The organism is Shouchella rhizosphaerae (assembly GCF_036700015.1).
GTDB classification, from domain to species: Bacteria; Bacillota; Bacilli; order Bacillales; family Bacillaceae_D; genus Shouchella; species Shouchella rhizosphaerae.
Genome location: NZ_CP144921.1, coordinates 767,976 through 789,544, shown reverse-complemented (window position 1 = coordinate 789,544; position 21,569 = coordinate 767,976). Strand labels below are relative to the sequence as shown.

The 21,569-nt window shown below is 45.0% G+C and carries 19 protein-coding genes; 11 read left to right on the top strand and 8 right to left on the bottom strand.

What is annotated here, in order from left to right:
• Nucleotides 1-6: 6 nt before the first annotated feature.
• From V5G21_RS04175 to V5G21_RS04140, 8 genes are all read left to right on the top strand, one after another.
• Entirely contained in the window at nucleotides 7-1,098 is a 1,092-nt protein-coding gene (locus V5G21_RS04175; RefSeq protein ID WP_011247964.1) for an ABC transporter ATP-binding protein, read from the top strand.
• Between the two features lie 4 nt (nucleotides 1,099-1,102).
• The gene (locus tag V5G21_RS04170) at nucleotides 1,103-1,792 is read left to right on the top strand and encodes a hypothetical protein (protein WP_011247963.1); all 690 of its coding nucleotides are present in this window, start codon (nucleotides 1,103-1,105) and stop codon (nucleotides 1,790-1,792) included.
• 401 nt (nucleotides 1,793-2,193) lie between these two features.
• A complete protein-coding gene (locus V5G21_RS04165) occupies nucleotides 2,194-3,174 on the top strand; it encodes a LacI family DNA-binding transcriptional regulator (protein ID WP_035203608.1) in 981 nt (326 codons plus the stop codon).
• 142 nt (nucleotides 3,175-3,316) lie between these two features.
• Entirely contained in the window at nucleotides 3,317-4,288 is a 972-nt protein-coding gene (locus V5G21_RS04160) for an ABC transporter permease (protein ID WP_011247961.1), read from the top strand.
• A 14-nt stretch (nucleotides 4,289-4,302) separates the two neighbouring features.
• Nucleotides 4,303-5,193: a carbohydrate ABC transporter permease gene (locus V5G21_RS04155; protein WP_011247960.1), complete on the top strand. Its 891-nt coding sequence runs from the start codon at nucleotides 4,303-4,305 to the stop codon at nucleotides 5,191-5,193.
• A gap of 19 nt (nucleotides 5,194-5,212) precedes the next feature.
• On the top strand, nucleotides 5,213-6,817 hold the full coding sequence (locus V5G21_RS04150) for an ABC transporter substrate-binding protein (RefSeq protein ID WP_011247959.1): 1,605 nt from the start codon (nucleotides 5,213-5,215) through the stop codon (nucleotides 6,815-6,817).
• Between the two features lie 83 nt (nucleotides 6,818-6,900).
• Nucleotides 6,901-8,649, top strand: coding sequence for a GH32 C-terminal domain-containing protein (locus V5G21_RS04145; RefSeq protein ID WP_011247958.1), 1,749 nt, complete (start codon nucleotides 6,901-6,903; stop codon nucleotides 8,647-8,649).
• Between the two features lie 2 nt (nucleotides 8,650-8,651).
• Nucleotides 8,652-10,142: a glycoside hydrolase family 32 protein gene (locus tag V5G21_RS04140; protein ID WP_011247957.1), complete on the top strand. Its 1,491-nt coding sequence runs from the start codon at nucleotides 8,652-8,654 to the stop codon at nucleotides 10,140-10,142.
• Nucleotides 10,143-10,266: 124 nt separating this feature from the next.
• Here the strand turns inward: V5G21_RS04140 and V5G21_RS04135 are convergent, their stop codons facing one another.
• The 3 genes from V5G21_RS04135 to V5G21_RS04125 all read right to left on the bottom strand — a co-directional run bounded on the left by V5G21_RS04135 (nucleotide 10,267) and on the right by V5G21_RS04125 (nucleotide 12,727).
• Nucleotides 10,267-11,022 (bottom strand): SDR family oxidoreductase, encoded by a 756-nt coding sequence (locus V5G21_RS04135; protein WP_011247956.1) that lies wholly within the window; start codon nucleotides 11,020-11,022, stop codon nucleotides 10,267-10,269.
• 126 nt (nucleotides 11,023-11,148) lie between these two features.
• On the bottom strand, nucleotides 11,149-12,441 hold the full coding sequence (locus tag V5G21_RS04130; protein ID WP_011247955.1) for a LysM peptidoglycan-binding domain-containing protein: 1,293 nt from the start codon (nucleotides 12,439-12,441) through the stop codon (nucleotides 11,149-11,151).
• A 79-nt stretch (nucleotides 12,442-12,520) separates the two neighbouring features.
• Nucleotides 12,521-12,727: an SE1832 family protein gene (locus V5G21_RS04125; RefSeq protein ID WP_011247954.1), complete on the bottom strand. Its 207-nt coding sequence runs from the start codon at nucleotides 12,725-12,727 to the stop codon at nucleotides 12,521-12,523.
• Nucleotides 12,728-12,847: 120 nt separating this feature from the next.
• Here V5G21_RS04125 and V5G21_RS04120 point away from each other — a divergent pair, with 120 nt between their 5' ends.
• Nucleotides 12,848-13,393: a cysteine hydrolase family protein gene (locus V5G21_RS04120; protein WP_011247953.1), complete on the top strand. Its 546-nt coding sequence runs from the start codon at nucleotides 12,848-12,850 to the stop codon at nucleotides 13,391-13,393.
• Between the two features lie 46 nt (nucleotides 13,394-13,439).
• On the opposite strand, the gene V5G21_RS04115 is transcribed toward V5G21_RS04120, so the two are convergent.
• The 5 genes from V5G21_RS04115 to V5G21_RS04095 all read right to left on the bottom strand — a co-directional run bounded on the left by V5G21_RS04115 (nucleotide 13,440) and on the right by V5G21_RS04095 (nucleotide 18,775).
• Nucleotides 13,440-14,066 (bottom strand): hypothetical protein, encoded by a 627-nt coding sequence (locus V5G21_RS04115; RefSeq protein ID WP_011247952.1) that lies wholly within the window; start codon nucleotides 14,064-14,066, stop codon nucleotides 13,440-13,442.
• Nucleotides 14,067-14,253: 187 nt separating this feature from the next.
• Nucleotides 14,254-15,258, bottom strand: a complete 1,005-nt coding sequence (gene nrdF / locus V5G21_RS04110) for a class 1b ribonucleoside-diphosphate reductase subunit beta (RefSeq protein WP_011247951.1) — start codon at nucleotides 15,256-15,258, stop codon at nucleotides 14,254-14,256.
• A 36-nt stretch (nucleotides 15,259-15,294) separates the two neighbouring features.
• A complete protein-coding gene (nrdE, locus tag V5G21_RS04105; protein WP_035202795.1) occupies nucleotides 15,295-17,397 on the bottom strand; it encodes a class 1b ribonucleoside-diphosphate reductase subunit alpha in 2,103 nt (700 codons plus the stop codon).
• Nucleotides 17,360-17,746 (bottom strand): class Ib ribonucleoside-diphosphate reductase assembly flavoprotein NrdI, encoded by a 387-nt coding sequence (nrdI, locus tag V5G21_RS04100; RefSeq protein ID WP_035202793.1) that lies wholly within the window; start codon nucleotides 17,744-17,746, stop codon nucleotides 17,360-17,362. The genes nrdE and nrdI overlap by 38 nt, the downstream gene beginning before the upstream one ends.
• 258 nt (nucleotides 17,747-18,004) lie before the next feature.
• The gene (locus V5G21_RS04095; RefSeq protein WP_011247948.1) at nucleotides 18,005-18,775 is read right to left on the bottom strand and encodes an SGNH/GDSL hydrolase family protein; all 771 of its coding nucleotides are present in this window, start codon (nucleotides 18,773-18,775) and stop codon (nucleotides 18,005-18,007) included.
• Between the two features lie 192 nt (nucleotides 18,776-18,967).
• Here V5G21_RS04095 and V5G21_RS04090 point away from each other — a divergent pair, with 192 nt between their 5' ends.
• Together V5G21_RS04090 and V5G21_RS04085 are read left to right on the top strand one after the other, a co-directional pair.
• Nucleotides 18,968-19,996: a glycosyltransferase family 2 protein gene (locus tag V5G21_RS04090; protein ID WP_011247947.1), complete on the top strand. Its 1,029-nt coding sequence runs from the start codon at nucleotides 18,968-18,970 to the stop codon at nucleotides 19,994-19,996.
• A 148-nt stretch (nucleotides 19,997-20,144) separates the two neighbouring features.
• Entirely contained in the window at nucleotides 20,145-21,521 is a 1,377-nt protein-coding gene (locus tag V5G21_RS04085; RefSeq protein ID WP_035202792.1) for a sugar transferase, read from the top strand.
• Nucleotides 21,522-21,569: the final 48 nt, after the last annotated feature.

Sequence of the window (21,569 nt, the reverse complement as noted above, 5' to 3'; positions counted from 1 at the left end):
TGGAAAATGGCGACGATTGTGTTTGACCACATTACCAAAACATTTGTGGACGAAAAGCGCGGTGGCACCTTTACAGCCGTGAAAGACGCCACATTTACGATCAACGATAAAGAATTTCTTGTTTTTGTCGGCCCTTCAGGTTGTGGCAAGACGACATCACTGCGAATGATTGCCGGTCTTGAAAAGCAGACAGAAGGAAACATCTATATAGACGACCAACTTGTTAACCACGTCCATCCGAAAGACCGGGACATTGCGATGGTGTTCCAAGATTATGCGCTTTATCCTCATATGACGATCAAAGAGAATTTAAGTTTCGGCTTAAAGAATATGAAAATCGACAAAAGCATCATTGACGAAAAGGTTCGTTATGCATCAACGATTTTAGGGCTCGATGACTTGCTGGAACGGAAGCCAAAGGAATTGTCTGGAGGGCAGCGGCAACGTGTCGCCCTTGGCCGTGCGATTGTCCGTGATCCAAAAGTGTTTTTATTTGATGAGCCCCTTTCCAACCTTGACGCGAAACTGCGTGTGCAAATGCGGATTGAATTAGCGGAGCTTCATCAGCGCCTTGGAGCGACAATTGTCTATGTTACCCATGACCAAGTAGAGGCGATGACATTAGGTGAACGGATTGTCGTTATGAATAAAGGCGAAATCCAACAAATTGCTTCGCCGCAAGAACTGTACGCCAAACCGGCGAATATGTTTGTTGGCGGCTTTATTGGTTCGCCGGCGATGAATTTTTTGGATGGAAAAATCGTTTCCGGTGAGTATCTTCAAGTGGGAAACAGCAAATGGCCTCTGGCTCCAGCATTGAAACAAAAGATTGCTAGCTATATAGGCAAAGAAGTTGTCTGCGGCATTCGTCCAGAGCATATCCGCCTTACTGAAGGCGATGGCCATGCCACTGTCACAGTGCGCGTATGTGAGCATTTGGGCTCGGAAAACTTAGTTTACTTTTCTTTAAATGGCACAAATACGATTGCAAAAGTATCAGGGGAATCATTTGTCCAGGCCGGAGAAGAAGTGACCGTTTCTCTGCAAATCGATAAAATTCATTTGTTCGATAAAACAAGCCAACAACGAATAGGGTGAGTCTATGTTTTCAGTGACAGCGCTTTTGCGAATAACGGCAAAGGATTTGTACCAATCCATTGTTTCGGTCGTTGCTATTAGTTTGTTCGTTTCGCTGATCATGTTGCCAGGTATCTTGTTTTTGCCTTGGCAGTTGGCGATTATTTTTGCCTTGTTTGCCGGAGGGCCAGTTTGGTTTGGCGCAAGCAGAGCAGTTGAGACGATGCTGCAAGAGGAAAAAGGATCAATGCTTTTAACGTTTTTAAAAGCAACGAAAACCCATTGTATCCAGGGAATTGCCTTTGCTTGCTTTTTCGGTATATTTGTGTCGATTGTCGCTTCTTCTTGGTGGTTATGGGTCGTCGAAGACACCTGGTTTGCCTTTGCGATTGCCTGTTTTCAAACGTACTTTGCTGGCATGGTTGCTTTAAGCCAGCTTTATACGGTGCCGCTCGTCATAAAATACGGATTAAAATTGCCAAAAGCGATGCTCGTGAGCATGAAACTGTTGTTAGCAAATCCCCTTTATACGATTGCCGCTTTTCTCCAACTCATTTTGTTTACCGTGCTGCTGTCTATGACGATCGTTGGCCATGCGTTCTTACTTCCCGGTGTAGCGGCAGTGTTTGTAAGTAGAATGACGAGTGGAGCAATTAGTCGATCTGAGTTAGTGGAAAATGGGGTTTTTGTTCAGCAGCAACCTAATTCACACTGATGGGTATCATGCAACTTCTCTAAACTGCAAAAAAGTCTTCGCTGTATAAGGTGTCGTACAACTTTCATTGAATCGAAAAGCGAAAATGCAGCCCATGTATTGGTTGTTTGATATATCAGTAAGAAAACGCTTTAAAAAAATGGTATAAACCAGCCCTTTTTTGTTTAAGATGCTAAAAAGGGGTGCTTGCAGATGAAGGATCGCCATATGCAAGACGGACGGTTTGTTTTAGGACTTATTTGGGGTACGTTGATTAGCTTGCCGATTTGGGTTATTCTCTTATTCATTGGTTACTTGCTTTTTTTATAGCTTGCCTATGGCCATATGGCTTTAGGCTTTTTTATTGTGTGAAAGCGCTGGCTTCATTAATATAGAAGGCAGAAGAATAGGGGGTGTTTAAAATAAAGCCGAAAATTAGCGATGTGGCCAAAGCGGCAGGGGTTTCGCCAACCACTGTTTCACGAGTAATGAACAAACGTGGCTACATAAGTGAAGAAACACGCCAAAAAGTTTATGACGCAATGAAAAAGTTAAACTATATCCCAAATGATTTAGCACGCTCGCTTTACAATAAACGCTCCAATTTAATTGGCTTGATTGTACCAACAACCGCTAACCCGTTTTACGGGGAACTAACAGCGCGAATTGAACATTTTTGCGCGCTAGCTGGATTAAAAGTGCTTCTTTGCAATAGTTTACACAATGCAGAAAAAGAAGCACATTACTGGGAAATGCTGCGGCGCAATCAAGTGGATGGCGTGATCGTCTGTACATACAACCGTGGATTAATCGACGTGTCCGAGCAAATGCCTACAGTCGCATTTGACCACTATTTATCAAGCGGGATCCCAGTCATTAGTTCCGATAATTATGCAGGGGGAGAACTCGCAGCCGCCACGCTTATCGAAGCCGGTTGTAAAAACATTGTCCATATTAATGGGCCTGCTGAACTAGAGACACCTGCCAACCTTCGGCGCAACGGTTATGAAGCAGTCATGCAACGATACGGTTTGCCCGCTATGACCTATGAAATTCGCAGCGTTTTATCGCAAGCGGAAGCGGAAGCAGCGATTTGTGCTTTGTTTGATCAGCAACCACAGATGGATGGTGTCTTTGCAAGTGACGATAGCATCGCGTTAAAGGTCATCCAAGAAGTGCGTCGCCGAAACAAGCGTGTTCCTGAAGACGTGAAAGTGATCGGATATGATGGCACGGAGTTTGTTCGTCAGCATGTGCCTGAACTAACAACAATCAAGCAGCCGATGATCACGATGGCAGAGACAGCAGTGCAAATTCTCATTCAGCAAATAGAACAACCAGAGAAGGCGCTTGAAAAAGAATATGTGCATAGCATTGAATTAGTAAGAGGGAATAGTGTATGAACAAAGCAAAGGCGAAAAACATCATTGCCGAACGTTCGGAGATGTTTTTTGCCTTCTTTTATGTCAACCGGTTGACATATGAAACCGGTTGACATAAAATCGTTTTGAAAGCGCTTTTCATAATAAAGGAGGTGGGAAACAGATGTCTGTCGTACAGCCATCACGCATTAAGGGCAATCGTGCCAGATTGGGGCACATTCAACCACAAAAACAGAAGAAGTTCGTCCGTGTGCTTCGCAGTTGGCAATTGTATGTGTTGTTGGCGCCAACGATTATTTACTTTCTTATATTTAAGTATTACCCCATGTATGGGTTGCAAATTGCGTTTAAAAATTATTTGCCAAGCTTAGGAGTATGGGGCAGTGAATGGGTCGGGTTAGACCACTTTATGCGTTTCTTTCAGTCTTATCAATTTTGGACTATTTTGGAAAACACCCTTGTTTTAAGCATTTATGAACTTGCCGTTGGGTTTCCGCTGCCAATCTTATTGGCATTAATGCTGAACATGCTTATTAGCCACAAATATAAACGATTTCTTCAGACAGTCGTGTATGCACCTCATTTCATCTCTGTCGTTGTATTAGTGGGAATTTTATTTGTTTTTTTATCGCCATCAAGTGGTTTAATCAACCATTTGATTGGACTGTTTGGCGGTGAACCAATCAATTTTATGGCGAGTCCAGAATGGTTCAAAACGTTATATGTGTTCTCCGGCGTTTGGCAAGGAACAGGCTTTGCAGCGATTATTTATTTGGCTGCATTGAGCGGGGTTGATCCATCTTTGCATGAAGCGGCGGTAATGGACGGCGCCAGTAAGTTTAAACGAATGCTGCATATTGATATACCAGCGATTATGCCGATTTCCGTTATCATGTTAATTTTAGCGCTAGGAAACTTGATGAACATTGGGTTTGAAAAGGCGCTATTGATGCAAACACCGCTAAATAAAGAATCATCTAATATTATTGCAACGTATGTGTACGAGGTCGGCATCCAGCAAGCGCAATATAGTTTTGGCACAGCAGTCGGGTTATTTAATGCCATCATTAACTTGATTTTGCTTGTCACAGTCAACCAAATTGCGCGAAAAATGTCCGACAGTAGTTTATGGTAGGGGGGGAAGATCGAATGGACAAATGGAAACGGACAAGAGGCGATAAGGCGTTTGATATAGTCAATGTCACGTTGCTGACAATTGGCTGCCTGCTTGTGTTATATCCACTTTACTTTATTGTGATTGCCTCAATAAGCGATCCAAACCGTGTCTTTGCCGGGGATGTACTCCTTTTGCCAAAGGATATTACGTTTGATGGTTTTAAGCGTATTTTTCAAGATGACAATATTGTCAATGGTTTTAAAAATACACTTCTATACGCAACACTTGGTACGGCGATAAGCGTGTCGTTGACGGTCACCTCTGGATACGCCCTTTCCCGTAAAGATTTGCCAGGGCGCCATATCATTATGATGTTTTTGGTGGTTACGTTGTTTTTCCATGGAGGAATGATTCCAACGTATCTTGTCGTTCGCGATTTAGGAATGGTGAATACGATTTGGGCAATGGTGATTCCGAATGCAGTTGGGTTATGGAATGTCATTATTTGCCGTACTTTTTTTCAGACATCGATTCCGAAAGACATGCTAGAAGCAGCACAAATTGATGGCTGCGATGATTTTCGTTTCTTTGCAAAAATTGTTCTGCCGTTGTCAAAGCCGATTATTGCAGTCATGGTGCTTTTTCATGTCGTCACTCATTGGAACTCTTTTTTTGATGCGTTGATTTACTTGAATAATGATTCGCTTTATCCGTTGCAATTAATTTTACGAAATTTGCTCATCCAAAGTGAGGCATCGACGCAAATGATTGGCGACATTGAATCGAATCAAGTACAGCTTGCTGTAGCAGAACAAATTAAATACGGAGTCATTATCGTTTCGTCTTTACCGTTGCTTGTTTTATACCCATTTTTGCAAAAATATTTTGTAAAAGGCGTGATGATTGGATCGATTAAAGGCTAACAAAAGGGGGAAAACGTGTATGAAAAAACGGGCCACATGTTTGCTTGTTTCTGTCATTGCTTTGTCTGCCTGCAATAATGAATCAAGCAACCAGGAAAATAACAATGCTGAGAAAGTAGAATTTAATGAAACGGGGCTGCCTCTTGTCGACGAAGGAGTTGATGTGTCTTTACAGTTTGTATCGCCAAAGTCTGCCTTGGCGCCAAATTTTGGAGAAATGACAATTTTTAAAGAAATAGAAAATATGACCAATGTTCACATTAATTGGAACAACATTCCTGGAGATGGCTATGCTGAGAGGAAGAATTTAATGCTCGCCAGCAATGATTTGCCTGATGCTTTTTACAATGCTGGTTTTAGTGATTATGACCTTGTCCGCTATGGCCGTGATGGCGCCATTATCCCTCTTGAAGGCTTAATTGAAGAATATGCGCCGAACTTACAAAAGATTTTAGATGAACGCCCTGAGCTGTTGGCTGTTTTAACAGCTCCAGATGGACATATTTATTCATTGCCACGAGTAGAAGAAATGGGGCTTGTTCCCTTTGCCAATTTTACAGCGATTAACCAAGCGTGGCTTGATGAAGTAGGGCTTGAAAAACCAGAAACGTTGGATGAACTCCGTGAGGCATTAAGGGCTTTCCGTGAGCATGATGTGAATGGAAGCGGCAAAGCCGATGAAGGATTGAGCTTTACGCCAAATGACGGATTCCAAGGCTATTTAGGCGACTTTTTTGCAGCCTTTGGCCTGCCTGATAACCCAAACAAACTAGTTGTAAAGGACGGGGAAGTCATTTTTACAGCCGTTCAAAATGAGTATAAAGAAGCGATCGCGTATTTCCATGAATGGTTTGCAGAAGGGCTGATCGACCAAGAAGTGTTTACCCATGACACAGGACAGTTTTTGGCTAAAGGGAAACAAGATCCTAACCCTTTAGGCGCCTTTATTTTTTGGGAAATTGAATCTGTTGTCGGCTTAGAGCGAGCTGAGGATTATGTCTTGCTTGGTCCCCTTGAGGGGCCGAATGGGGATCGGATGTATGGGCGTTCTAACCATCATGAACATCATCGCGGTGCCTTTGTCATTACATCGGCGAATGAAAATCCAGAATTGACAATGAGATGGGTCGACCAACTATATGACCCACACTTGTCGGCCCAGATTAATTGGGGACCGATTGGTGACATTTATGAGGAAGACGAAAATGGCATGCTTGTGAATAAAGAGCTGCCAGAAGGGATCACCATGGGCGAATTTCGTGAAAAAGTGGCGCCGATGGGCCCATCTGTTGTATTAGAAGAACATTTCGGCACTGTAGTAGATATGGAGCCGCGGGCCAAACAGCGACTTCAAGATATTGAAACGTATTACGCCGATTTTATTTGGGAAGAGAGTTACCCAAATGTCTTTATGAACGAAGAAGAGCTAGACCGGTTGCATTTCCTAGAAGCGGATTTAATGGATGTCGTTGAGCGAAATTATGCCCGTTGGCTTATGGAAGGCGGCGTCGAAGAGGAATGGGAAGCCTATGTAAACCAGCTGTATGAAATGGGCTTAGAAGAATGGCTGCAAATCCGCCAAGATGCGTATGACCGCTACCATGAACAAATGGAGAGCCAATGAGATTGTTTACAAAAACGCTTTTTTTGCTGGCGTTTCTGATGATAGGCACAAGTTGCACGATGCTTGAAACAGGAGGGGAAAGAATGGCGTCATTAAGAGAGGACGCTTCTTATTACACAGAACGGTATAGGCCACAGTACCACTTCTCTACCCCTGTGGGCAATTTAGCTGATCCAAATGGGCTCGTATTTTATAAAGGGGAATACCATTTATTCCATCAAAAAAATGGAACGTGGGCCCATGCTGTTAGCAAGGATTTGCTTCATTGGGAGCACTTGCCGATTGCGTTAGAACGTGATCATTTAGGTCAAGCGTTATCCGGTAGTGTAGTTGTTGATGAGAAGGATACAAGCGGTTTGTTTGGCGGGAAACCAGGGTTGGTTGCGATTTATACAAACACAGAGGGGGGCGAAGCCCAATCGATTGCTTACAGCAAAGACGATGGACGGACGTGGGAACGGTATGTTGGTAACCCTGTTATTCCGAACACTGGCATGAAAGATTTCCGCGACCCGAAAGTGTTTTGGCATGAGGAAACGGCAAAGTGGGTCATGGTAGTCTCAACGAATCAGACCGTCAGCTTTTACCATTCTGACAACTTGATTGATTGGGCATTTGCGAGCCAGTTTGGTGCCGAGGAAGGATTGCATGCTGCAGTGTGGGAATGTCCTGATTTGTTCCGCCTTCCAGTTGACGGCGATGAGGACAATCAAAAGTGGGTTCTCCACGTTAGTGTAGGCGATAATGATGAAACCAATGGCTCTACTGCGCAATATTTTGTCGGTGAATTTGATGGGACTGCCTTTACAAACGACAATGATGCCGCAGAAGTGCTGATTACTGATATAGGCCAGGACTTTTATGCAGCGCAAACATTTGCGAATTTGGATGGCCGGACGGTCTGGCTCGGCTGGATGGCGAACTGGCGGTATCCGTACCAATCGCCAACCGATCCATGGATGGGAGCGATGTCGATTCCAAGAGAGTTAGGGTTGTATACAAATTCCAACGGGCAAGTGCGACTACGGCAAAAGCCGATATCCGAACTTGACACGATTTATGCCAAACAACAGGATTTTGCTCCTTTTGACGTTGCCAACGAGGCAACTCCGCTCGATTTTAAAGGGACGACTTACCGTTTTACGGCCGAAGTTTCGTGGGAAGATTTGCGAGAATTTGGCTTGCGGCTCAGGCATGGTAATGGTGTCGAGTCACTTCTTGGCTTTGATGGAGAATATCAGAAAGTGTTTTTAGATCGTACCAATGCAGGGCTGGAAACCATAATCGATCGCAATGGCCAACCATTTCCGTTCGGACAGCGCTATGAGGCAGATTATGATGCAAAACGGGGGTTCATGAAGCTGGATGTGCTTGTCGATGAATCATCGATCGAATGGTTTATCAATGATGGTGAGCTTACGTTTACATCCCTTATTTATACGGATCCAACGAATGCAGGGATTGAATGGTATGCTGACGGCGGCTCCATCCATGTCCAGCATGCACAAGCAATCCACTTGCATAATGTGTGGCGTGCCCGTGTGACCGAGGGGCAGCTGGAGCGGATTGTGACCAATGAAGAAACAGTTCGGTTGGAGATTGGGGAAACAAGAGAGCTTATAGCCGATTTGAAACCAGATTACAACGTGGGCGAAGAAGTGATTGAGTGGGGAAGCAGTGATGAGGACATCGTCACCATTATCGATGAAACAGAACGAGGAGTGATGATTGCAGCAGTTGGCCAAGGGAGTGCCGAAGTGGTTGCCAGAGAGCAAAAAAACCGCCTCGAAAAAAGAATACGGGTTTATTCAACAGGAGAAGGAGAACAATAGGGATGAATCAAGTACACGGAAATAAAAGCCATAGAGAACGAGTGACGCAAGCTACAAAAACCGTTCAAGCAAACCAAAATGAACGTGCTGCCTATCGGCTTCGCTATCATTTAATGGCGCCTTCGGGGTGGATGAATGACCCAAATGGGCTCATTTATTTCAACGGCCAATACCATGCCTTTTACCAACACTACCCATATGGGGAAACATGGGGCCCGATGCATTGGGGCCATGGAATAAGCGATGATCTTATTCATTGGCACCATTTGCCCGTTGCTTTAGCTCCTGGTGAGGCGTATGACCGCGATGGCTGTTTTTCAGGAAGTGCGGTAGACGACCAGGGTACGCTAACACTCATATATACAGGCCACAATGTCATTGATCCTGAAAAAGATGTCATTGTGCAAAACCAAAACATTGCCCGTAGCCGTGACGGCATCCACTTTTATAAAGCAAACGCTAATCCGGTGATTCACCAACAACCAGCAGGGATGGGGCAGGATTTCCGCGATCCAAAAGTGTGGCGTGAAAACGGTGTTTGGTTCATGGTTGTTGGGGCGACTAAACATGACCAAGGGCAAGTGTTGCTATATGAATCGGCTAACCTTGAAGAATGGACATACCGAGGTGTGCTTGCCCAAAATGACGGTGGCAATGAAGGCTATATGTGGGAATGCCCGGACTTTTTCAAGCTCGGCGATAAATATGTGCTGCTTGCTTCACCACAAGGCGTTGAGCCAGAAGGAGACCGGTATTTAAATCATCATCAAACGGTTTATATGGTGGGTGATTATGTGAATGGCCAATTTATACGAAGCAGCTTTACAGAGCTTGATTACGGGCATGATTTTTATGCCGTGCAAACGTTGTTGGACGGCAAAGGCAGGCGGATTGCCATCGGTTGGATGGATATGTGGGAATCGCCAAAGCCAAGCCAGAAGCATGGTTGGGCAGGGGCGATGACTTTGCCAAGGGAATTGGTGCTTACTGAAGAAGGAAAAATAGCAATGAAACCAATTGAAGAGTTGACGTTATTGCGCCAACAATCGACCCCTATTGGCCCGCTTCACGTCAAGCACGTGCACCCCATCCTTTCATCAGGCAACCTAGTCGAGCTTGAAGCCCAGTTCGCTCTTGTTGATTCGGATGCTTCTGCTTTTGGCATCAGATTTTGCTGTGCGGCAGATGGGAGCGAGGAAACGGTGCTTCGATTTGACTTGTTGAAGCACACGGTTACGTTGGATCGATCTCGCTCAGGGGAAGGGCCAGGCGGAGCACGGACGGTTTCAATCAAGTCTGCGGCCACAATCGATGTTCGCTTGTTTATCGATCGTTCTTCGGTTGAAGTGTTCATTAATGATGGAGAAACGGTAATAACGAGCCGAATTTATCCGCAAGAAACAAGCACTGGCATGACCGTATTTGCAGAAGGAGGGAGCATCGTTATGCCAACATGCACCGTTCACAAGCTCAAGTCTATTTGGAGTGAATAAAACCGGAGCAGCCTCCAGTAGGATGGCTGCTCCGGCTGTCGTTGCCTCGCATTATTCATGATTCGGCGTTTTCCTCGCCTACACATCTCGTAGGCCAGATGTTTTCTATCAGTCTGATTGCTGTTTAAAGCAATGTCTGCGCCCCGTCAATCACGATTTCTGCGCCGCTTATATGTTTAGCGCCGTCTGATGCTAAATAAAGGACAGTGTCAGCAACTTGCTCTGGCGTGCCAGGAGGTGTCGGAAATGGCTCGCTATTTTTATGGATTGTAATCGGTTTGAGTGCTTCTTCATGGCGGTATGTCCGTTCATCGATGTGTGTGCGAATGGCGCCTGGGCAAATGACATTGACGCGTATGCCATAGTTGGCAAGTTCTAGTGCGGCCATCTTGGCAAAAGCGGCAATTCCTGCTTTTGAGGCGCTGTAAGCAGACATACCGAAGTTGGAAAAGACACGAGTGCCGTTAACCGAACTGGTCATCATGATGCTTCCGCCCTGTTTTTTCATAAGTGGAATCGCATATTTGACGCTTAAAAAAGTGCCTGTTAAATTGACTTGCACCGTTTGTTCCCAATCCTTCGGCTCAAACGCTTCAATCGAAGTGACCGTGCCGTTTATGCCAGCATTGGCAAAGACAATATCAATGGTTTTCACCGTTTCGCCGATTTCATTAAATACAGTCTCCATCCGTTTGGCGTCTGAAATGTCAGCCTGAAAACAATAAACGTGCTCTTTATCAAGCTCCGCTTTCAACGTTTTTAACCTTTGTTCGTCTTGATCGATTAAAACAAGCGTGGTTCCTTCTTTGGCAAATGCCATTGCTGTTGCTCTGCCGATCCCTGATGCTGCTCCAGTTATGACCGCTGTTTTTTGGGACATAATGCACCTTCTTTACTCCAACTTTTCAGGCTTTAGGACGACGATGCCACATCGATTCCTACTGCCTTGTTTTGCCTTGGACAGGCACTTATAGAATTGCCGTTTTTGCATCTGCCTAAACGTGTATTAGCGGCGTTTGCGGATCGTAAATTGGTCATTGAGCAACAGCCAGTTTTGCGGGAATGACAAGCCGAGCTTCCAGTAGCTAATGCCTCGAAGTTCGTTCTGTTTAATTAGGTTGAACTTCGCCTGGATGGAACGGCCATCTTCAAACCACACTTCATGTTCCCTACCGTTCGCGTCAATGTAGTGGAAGAAAGGGGCCTGTGCATCTGTGTCAAACTCAATCGCAACATTATGTTCACGCGCTAATGCAATCGCTTGCTGGGGGCTAATTGCCCGGGCGTATTCTCCGCCAGGTTCGAACGGCAATGTCCAATCGTAGCCATATAAATTTTGGCCAAGCATGATTTTATCTGGCGCCATTTCAGTTAAAGCGTATTCGACTACTTCGGTAACAGGCCCTATTGGCGAAACGGCCTGAGGGGGTCCGCCTGAGTAGCCCCACTCATAGGTCATGAGCACAACAAAATCGACAATGTCACCATGGGCCCGATAATCATGAGCTTCATACCATTGCCCTGTTTGGGCAGCGCTTGTTTTTGGGGCAAGAGCAGTGGAGACTAACAGCCCTTCTTGATGGAGCCTGTCGACTGCTTTTCTTAGAAAGGCATTATAAGGTTCTCTCATGGCTGGAGGTAAAAATTCAAAATCGAAGTGGACATCAGAAAAGCGGCCAACACGATTGGCTTCTGTGATAATCGCATCAAGGAGTGTATTTTGGATGTCAGGTGATTCTAGTACAGTCTGGCCAAGTTCGCCACTAAATGCCCCTTCCTGCAAGTTTGTAATCACCATCATTAAAGCAGTATTGTTTTCGTCGGCAATATCAGGAAGACTGCCTAAGGGAACAGGCAACAGTGCGCCTTCAGCAGTGATACGGTAACTGAACGGTGCTAAGTACGTTAAGTATGGAGCTGCTTCGCGGGCAGAAGTGAGCAACGCCTCGCTAATCGTATCCTGTGTTGGTTCAATATAGGCATTCGTTTCAATTTCCTGCTTGGCGGCAGGAGGCAAGTAAAGACGAAAACCGACAGGGAGAACTTGAGTTGGCATAAGGTTGTTTATTTCGGCCAACTGTTGGACAGAAAAGCCATAGCGCGCAGCAATGACGCTTAATGTATCACCAGGCTGGACAAAATAGTATCTTCCGTAGATGGGAATGACAAGCGTCTGGCCGACAACAAGTTCATTAGGGGCATCCAGTTGGTTGGCAGTGGCAATCGACTGGGGCGACGTACTGTAAGCTTGGGCAATGCCATAGAGCGATTCCCCTGCCTGAACGACGTGCAATTGCATGAAAAAAACCCTCTTTCCTCTTGTTAATACTCTATACCTATGTGGAAAGAAGGGCGGACATGAAAAAAGCAAAGAGGCGCTACGCGTCCTCTTTGTCCCTATTCTTAATGGCCTCGTTAAGTTGTTTCCTCACACTTGCAATTTCCTCTTCTAAAGCAGTTAGCTGTTTTACTGCTTGTGCGACATTGCCGCCAGTTGTCTCAATTTTTTCGACGTCGCCTTGGATGCGGACAAAATCGCTTTTTAATTCAGCTAGCGTGGCTTGAAGTTCATCAACAGTTTTCACAGAAACGCCTCCTTTTAACGATAACGTATCAAAAAAGCATCGTGTTGTACATGGATTCACATTTTATAGGCGTGGTTCGCTTTTTGCGTTATGATAGGAAGAAAAGAGGAAGGTGAAGCGATGAAAGCTTTGCTTGTGATTGATTATACGTATGATTTTATTGCCGATGAAGGAGCATTAACGGTAGGAGCGCCAGGGCAAGCGATTGAAGCTACGATTGTAGACAAAGTCGAGGCGTTCCACCGGGCCGGTGATTTAGTCGTCTATGCCGTTGATGTGCACGAACAAAACGATCAATGCCACCCGGAAACAGCGCTTTTTCCGCCCCATAACATCCGTGGCACGAAAGGGCGCGAACTGTATGGAAAGGTCGGCACTCAATATGAGCGGATAAAGGGAGAGGGTCATGTCCTATGGCTTGATAAAACACGCTACTCTGCTTTTGTCGGAACCAATCTTGATTTGCTATTGCGGGAAAGAGGCATTACGGATGTCCATCTTGTTGGCGACGTTACTGATATTTGCGTGCTTCATACAGCCGTTTATGCATATTCCCTTGGCTACAAATTAACTATTTATAAAGACGGCGTTGCTAGTTTCGATGAATCTGGCCATGAGTGGGCCTTGCGCCACTTTCAGCAAGCATTGGGAGCAACGGTTGTGTAGAAGTCCGAATAATAGCCCGCTATTTACATATAGCGGGCTTAACGTATTAAGAAGTATGGTTTAAAATATCAACAACGAATTTGGACCAGCTTTCTAGCCGGTCATACATCGGCTGAGCGCTTAGCTCTTCAAGGGTAACCCAACGCCCGGCAAGTTGATTTGTTTCCCGGATGGCAACGTCTGTATCCTCTTCGAGATCAAGGACGGAGAGAATACCTAGGTGGACGCGGCCGACTTCGTTGGCATCGTCGTTAATTAAGCCAATCGTCTTCATTGCTTTTTGCTTGCTTGCATCAAAAATAAGTTCTTCGTGTAATTCTCGATGTGTATTGGCTTCAAGCATTTCAATAAAGCTTGATGACATAATGGCATTCATATGGCCGCCAAAGCCAATGGAAAGTTGATTATGCAAGCGGGCCTCGCCGCCGCCGCTTAGGCGTTCGTAGGAGTAGATTTCTTTCCCACGACGAATGACGACATAAGGAATTGGCTGTTTGTAAGTGGTGTCTTCTTCTGCATTGCCACGGCGCATCTCGCTGAAGTGGCGGTTAAGGCGGTTCATAATCGTTGCGACTTGTTCCCGTTCGCTCACAACGCCTTGAAAAGCAAGCGTTTCGTTATGGAAAACGTGTTTGCGCGGTGCGACAACAATCATTTCATCCATTTTTCCCAACGTAGTTTCCCCCTGTCGAAAAAGCAGCAAGTGAAAAGGCATCGCTGCTGATCGTTGAACATGTACATTATCGTACAGCTAGGCATGCAAAGCAAGAGGATTTTTTTAACTTTGCGAAAAGCAAAAAGGAAGAGCAGGCGATTCATCCTGCTCTTGGAAGGTTATCGACAAGGTCGATAACCCACGATTAACGCTGCTCTTGCTTTGCTTTTTCCTCTGCTTCTGGAAAGAAGAAATCCTCATCACGGAGGGGTTCAACCGTTGCTTTTTTGTAGCCGTTTCCTTTCATCGAGAAAAAGTCATGTGACTTCGTTTTTGTATTCAGTCCATTGAGGACGATCGGGTTGATGTCCTCGTCTTCAAAATAAGGATCAAAGCCAAGGTTCATTAACGCTTTATTGGCATTGTAGCGAATGAATTTTTTTACATCATGGGAAAGCCCCACTTGATCATACAGATCTTCCGTATAGAGGAGCTCATTTTTATACAGTTCATCTAAAAGCTCAATCGCAAATTGGTGCAGTTCCTTTTGTGTATCAGGAGATTGCTTGTTGTAAATCTCTTGTGCCAGCAGCCCAATGTATACGCCATGGATTGCTTCATCGCGAAGAATGAGGTTAATAATTTCACCGCTTTGCATCAACTTTCCTTGGCCATAGAAATAAAGCGGGTAGTAGAAACCGCTGTAGAACAAAAAGCTTTCTAAGTAGACAGAAGCGACTAGTGCTTTAAAAAGAGAAATGTCGTCGCCGCGTTTAATGTCTTTGTAAATCGAGACGATTGTATTGGCCTTTTTTTGGAGGCGGGGGTTGACTTTGACCCATTCAAACAAATCATTGATTTCTTCTGATGTAGCAAGCGTCATGAAAATGTTTGAATAAGACTTGGCATGGACGGCGTTTTCCATCATTGCCATAAAGTTCAAAACCGCTTTGCGTTGGTGGCCTTGGACGTGTTCTGCCACAAGAGGCATGCCAGTGTTTCCTTGTTCGGTGTCGAGCAACGTCAAGCCGGCAAGCACTTTCATATACGTGTCTTTTTCGGCAGGCGTCAAATACTTCCACGTGAGAAGGTCGCCATTTAAGGCGACTTCCTCGGGAAGCCAAAACTGTTTGACGTTTTGGTTATAAAACATTTGCGTAAAATCATCTTCATGCTTGGACCAGTTGGCCGCATCGTAGACGTGCGTCATTAGGCACTCTCCTTTTTAGGTTGCATTTAAACTTTGTTAAACGACACAAGAAAGGCAGTTGTCTTGCCCTGTATCTTTTGTGCGCGCGTAGTAAAGGGTTTTGATGCCTTTATGGTGCGCATAAAGGTCGATTCGGTTCAAATCACGGGTCGTCATCGTATCCTTTAGGAAAAGCGTAAAGCTGATCCCTTGATCGACGTGTTGTTGGATCGTTGCAATCATATCAACGACTTTAAACATATCCATGTCATAGGCTTCTTTGTAGAAGAACCAATTGTTCGCATTAAGCCCAGGCATTGGATAGTATGTTTTGGAGTTGCCGTATGTCCGTTCTTCAATCCGTTCCATGATCGGCATGACGCTTGCCGTGGCCGACTGTACATAAGAAATCGAACCAGTTGGCGCGATCGCCAATCGGTAACTATGGTAAAGGCCGTGTTCTGCAACAAAGGCTTGCAAAGCTTGCCAATCTTCTTTTGTTGGCACAAACATGCCGTCAAACAGCGCTTTGACTTTGTCAAATTTAGGCGTGAAGTCATTTTCGATATACTTTTTAAAGTAGGAGCCGTCAGCGTACGTGCTGCCTTCATAACCGTGATACGTTTCACCTTGGTCCCTGGCAATCTCAGCAGACCGTTTAATAGAGAAATAGTTCATCGCCATAAAAAAGGTATTGGCAAAATCACGAGCTTCTTCGCTTTCGTAAGCAATATGCTGCTTCGCTAGGTAACCGTGCAAATTCATTGCGCCTAGGCCGATTGATTTCATCAGTTTGTTACCGCGGCGCACAGCTGGCGCATTTGTAATATTGGTTGACTCTGATACGCGCGTTAAAGCGTCTGTCGCCAGGCTAACCGTGTTTTCAAGCGATTTGTTTTCCATCACATTCATAATGTTAATCGACCCAAGGTTGCAGGAAATGTCAAGGCCGATTTCATCTTCCTCGCCGTAGTCGGTGTAAGTCGATACTTCTGAGGCTTGTAAGATTTCCGAACATAAGTTTGAAAACTTGACATTACTAATATGGCCATTTGCATGGGCCTTGTTCACGTTATCGGCAAACATAATGTATGGGTAGCCGGATTCGGACCGCAAGATCGCCAGCTTTTGGAACAGACGACGAGGGTTGATTTTTTCTTTCCGTACCCGCGGGTCGTCAACAAGCGTTTCGTACATTTCTTCCATGTCCATTTCATCAAAATGTTGGCCGTAAGCTTTATAAACAGTATGTGGATAAAACAAGTATGCATCTTTATCTTCGCGCATCAACTCAATAAACTTGTCAGGGATAACGACGCCAATCGACAATGTTTTAACGCGTACGTCTTCATCAGCAGAAATTTTCCGCGTGTCAAGAAAGTCGTTAATGTCAGCGTGGAAAATATTTAAGTACGCTGCACCAGACCCTTGGCGCTGCCCCATTTGGTCGGCATAGCGAAACGCATTGTCGAGAAGTTTCATGACGCCGACAACGCCTTTTGTTGCGTTAGCCACGTCTTTGATTGCCTCGCCTTTCGCGCGTAGCTTTGATAAGTTAAGGGCCACACCGCCGCCAAGCTTTGAGAGCTGCATTGAAATGTCGACAGCTCGGCTAATGTCATTTAATGAATCGTTAATTTCAAGCAAGAAGCAGGAAACGAGTTCGCCGCGCCGTTTACGTCCTGCATTGAGGAACGTGGGCGTCGCTGGCTGGAACTCTTGCGAAATCATGGCATTTACTAACGCTTTGGCTTTTTCAACATCCCCGTTTCCGAAGAAAAGGGAAACAATGGCGACACGGTCTTCATATCGCTCTAAAATTTTGCTTTTGTCATTCGTTTTTAGCGCGTAATCATTGTAAAATTTAAAAGCGCTCATGAACGACGGGAAACGGAATTTTTTGTTATAGGCAATGTCCATCACTGCTTTAATTTCGTCGATCGTATACAAGCGCAGAAGCTCTTCTTCGTAATAATCATTTTCAATTAAGTAGTCGATCTTTTCTTCAAGATCATGGAAAAAGACGGTGTTTTGGTTAATGTAGTCTACGAAATAGCTATGTACAGCTTCTTTGTCCTTTTCAAACTGGTAGCCGCCGTCCTTTGTAATCATTAGCTCGTTGTTAAGCTGAACCCACTTTGGAACTTGTGCCAATTGAATTTACCCCCTGTAAAAAAGCGTCGACGTCTCTAGACGTTCCGCTTAGCTCGAATTTATGAAGAACAGGAACATTGTACATGTTTGCGATGGTGTCTGCGCTTCTTGCAAAGCGGTCTCCCCAAATGCGGTTTCCACTTGCAGCTACTCCTTGCAGCTGCTCATGGTTCTTTTCAAGAAAGACGCGTGTCCTAGGCGAGAGGTCGCCAAAACCAGTCGTATACGTAATCAATACGAAAGGCTTGTCCACCGTGGTCATGTCGTCAATTTGTTCAATGTCGTCAAATGGCAACTTCGCCACAAATCGTTTGACGTTTCCCGTTTTTGAATCAAAAACAATTTTCACCTTCATCACAACCCTGTACAAAGAATCTTTTTGTGTTTGATTATTGTTTTGTATACCACATATGGTAGATGATAAACGAGAATTAATCAATATATTGATTTATCCCCAACCTGTGCACAATTAGAACAGAGGCTTGTCCACGAAGGGAAACGCTTGTGTATAACTTTTAAAAAACATTTTTTTGGCCAAAAACGAAAGGACGTTCTGTTCATGTGAACAGAACGTCCATTATAGCGCATTTTGAAAAAATGAAAAGCAAACTGCTTACTCGCCAATGAAAAATTGACTAAAAGCCGACGCCCAAAGTTCATGGCCTTCACTTGTCGGTCGCCCGCTTTCCACGTATGCGGCCATTTCTTCCTCGGCAGGCCAAGCATCCCAATGGTCCACATACGTTACAGGGAGAGAAGGGGCTTGTTCGTTTAACACATCAATTTGTCCAGGGTAGACGGTTGCTGGGCCGATTGGGTTTGTCGGCACAAGGATGATTTCAATCCCTGGAATTTGTTCGGAAACAGCGTCAATAAAAGCAGAAAGGTGGGCAATTGAGTCAGATGCTACAAGATTGCCATTGTCGTTAAGCGTCAGTGATTCGAGCACAAGCACGTCAGGCTCGGATGCTGCAATCTTTTCGGCAAACCCTTCTTCCAGAAGCTGGTCGCTTGTTGTGTCGCTTCCGACTGAAATCACTTCGTAATCGATAGCAGGCGAAGCAGCTTCATTTTTAATTTGTTCCATCACAAGCTCTGGCCAGCTTTTTCCGTTTTCGTTCTCAATGGAGCTAGAACCGAAAAAGACAATATGCGCCGAGTCATCGTCTTGGCTGTCAAGAAAATCGCCAAGCCATCCGCCGATTTCAATTGCCTCGCTATCAGGCTCCGCTTTGGTTGTTTTCTCTTGGCTGTGTGTGTCGACAGATGCTTGGGAAATAGCCTCTTTTGCAATCGTATTAACGCGATTTTGGTAATGAAAGTGGGCGATCACCATGCCAACAACACTAACCACTATCAGTGCTGTAAAGACTGTGTTCTTCAATCAATGTCGTCCTTTCTGTATGCTTAAGTCTCTATCTAGTATAAAATGGCTTTGCCGGTAATAGAAGAAAAAACAACAAAATTCCCTAAAATTCTATGCCAGTCATGTAAATGGGGGGAAGAATGTTTACTTCTAAGGCACTTTCCGGTAGTATTATCACCATTGTCAATACATGAATCAGGGGGAGAGGAAATGGGCGAGCAGACAGAACAGCGCACGCCATTTTTTTCCGTATTGCTCGTCTTACGCAACGAAGAAGCTTATATTGGTCGTCTGCTTGAGCAAGTGCTTAACCAGCAACGCAACGGTTTCGAGATGGAGCTGATTGTGGTAGACGGCCATTCGACGGACAATACACGAGAAATTGTGAGCTCATACCAACAGAAGCATCCGATCATTAAATTGGTCGATAACCCGAAACAAACGCTTCCAGTCGGCTGGAACTTAGCGATTAAGGAAGCCTCAGGGGAGTACGTTCTTCGGATTGATGGCCATACATCGATTCCTGATGACTTTCTGCTCCGCTATGCGAAGGTGATTCGTAAACGGCCTGATGCTGATGTCGTAGGCGGTATCATTGAATCTAAAGGCGAGGGCGTCCAAGGTGGCATCAATGAATATGTCTATTCCCATCCTTTTGGCGTCGGCAACTCTAAATTCCGTACATTGGCTAGTGACCAAGTTTGGGAAGGCTTTGTCGACACAGTGCCATATGGCGCTTATAAACGAAGTGTATTTCAAGAAGTCGGCTATTTTAACGAGCAATTAAAACGAAACGAAGACTTGGAATTCCACAAACGGATGCGCGCCGCCGGAAAAACGTTTTTTCTTTCGACAACCATTTGTTCTACTTACTATGTCAGAAGCACAATAGGCGGCCTTATAGACAAGTCGCTAGGCGACGGCATGTGGACGATTGTTGCCAACCGCGTGACGCCTGGCTCCCTTGGAAACCGCCACAAAGCGCCGTTATTTGCGTTTATAGCCGGCCTTGCACTGCTGGCGGCCTCCTTTTTTCATCCCGGCTTTGCGTTGTTTTTTGCTCTATGTGTAATTGCCTATATCGGCGCCAGTGCCTATGCGTCAACCGGTTTTGCGAGGAAGAAAGGTTGGAAATGGTTGCTTCCATGCATGTGGACGTTTTTTTGCCTTCATTTTTTCCGAGGCTATGGATCCTTTAAAGCTTTCTTTACAAAAGCCTACTGGACGGCGGGCCGTTAAAAGAGCGACTGCCGCCCTTCATTGCCAATATGAGAAAATATCGAGTAGCTGTGGATTTTCATTGAATGTTAAGGATCTGTAAAGACTTTCTTATATTCGTATGCTAAAATGTCGTTAGACGAAAACTACGAAACTAGGAGTCATGCAGATGCCTACTATGATCCCAAATCGAATGACCCGCGGCTTAACGATGCTTGTCGATTTGCTGCTTATTATCTCCTCATATGGCTTAGCCTTTTCGATTTTAAGGGGCCAGATGACGCCAAAGAACTACGAGGCATTTGGCTCAGTGGCTCCTTGGATTTTGCTTATTAGTGTGCTGTTTCTTGGCATTTATGAATTGGACCGTCTTGTGCAGCATGATATGTGGGATCTCGTCCGTAAATTGGCGATATCTTTGACATTTATTATGCTATTGACAATGACTGTGTCATTCTTTTTCCGGGAATTTGCGCTGCCCCGTTCCGTTTTGCTTCTAGCCCATGTGCTCGCTTTTATCTTGTTGCTTATTTGGAAAGGGGCCTATACGAAATACAGCCAGCTTTCGCGAAAAGGGAAAGTCATGTTTATCGGCTCGGAGGAAGAGTTTGCCGAAATGGAACATAGCTTGTCGACATTCTTATCGAAAAGCAGCTACGTTAGATGGTACGATAAACGCGAGTCGCTTGCTCAACTGCGGACGAAGCTAATGGAATACGATGTCGTCTTTCTCGGTTCAGGGCTAGACGAAGGCAAGAAGGACCGTCTCATGTTCCATGCGATGAAAAAGAAAAAGCTTGTTTACGTCGTACCGAAAGTGAACGACATGCTTTTGATGAATACATCGGTCACAACCATGGACGATACGATGGTCATGCAAGTAAAGCCTTTTACGTTAACGTTAACGCAACTGCTTATTAAACGGGCTGTTGACATTGCTGCATCAAGTGTGATGCTAATTGCTACGCTGCCGGTCATGCTCTTAACAGCGATCGCGATTAAGTTGGAAGATGGCGGGCCGATTTTCTTTAAACAAGAGCGGCTAGGGAAAAACCATCAACCTTTTAACATTTTAAAGTTCCGCTCAATGGTGATGGACGCAGAGGCCAAAACAGGACCTACGTTGGCTAAATCAGATGACGATCGGATTACGAAAACAGGCAAGTTCATCCGTAAAACTCGGATTGATGAGCTGCCGCAACTGATCAATGTTTTGATCGGCGACATGTCTTTAGTCGGTCCTCGCCCAGAACGGGATTTCTTTGCAGAAAAATTCCAGCGGGAGAACAAATGGTTCAACTACCGCCACGCGGTTAAACCAGGAATTACCGGTTATGCCCAAGTGATGGGGAAATATACGACGAACGTTGATAAAAAGCTCAAATTTGACTTACACTATATTCGCAACTATTCGTTTTGGCTGGACTGCATTATTTTAATGCAAACGATCTTGGTTGTCATAAATAAAGCAAAGTCAGAAGGGGAAGCGGCACCGCAGAAAGCGGGTCGTGTATACCGCAAAAGCGAAAAAGTGTCCGTGAAGTAAGCCCCATTTCGGCCATGTGAAAAACTGACTATGATGAACGTGATGCGA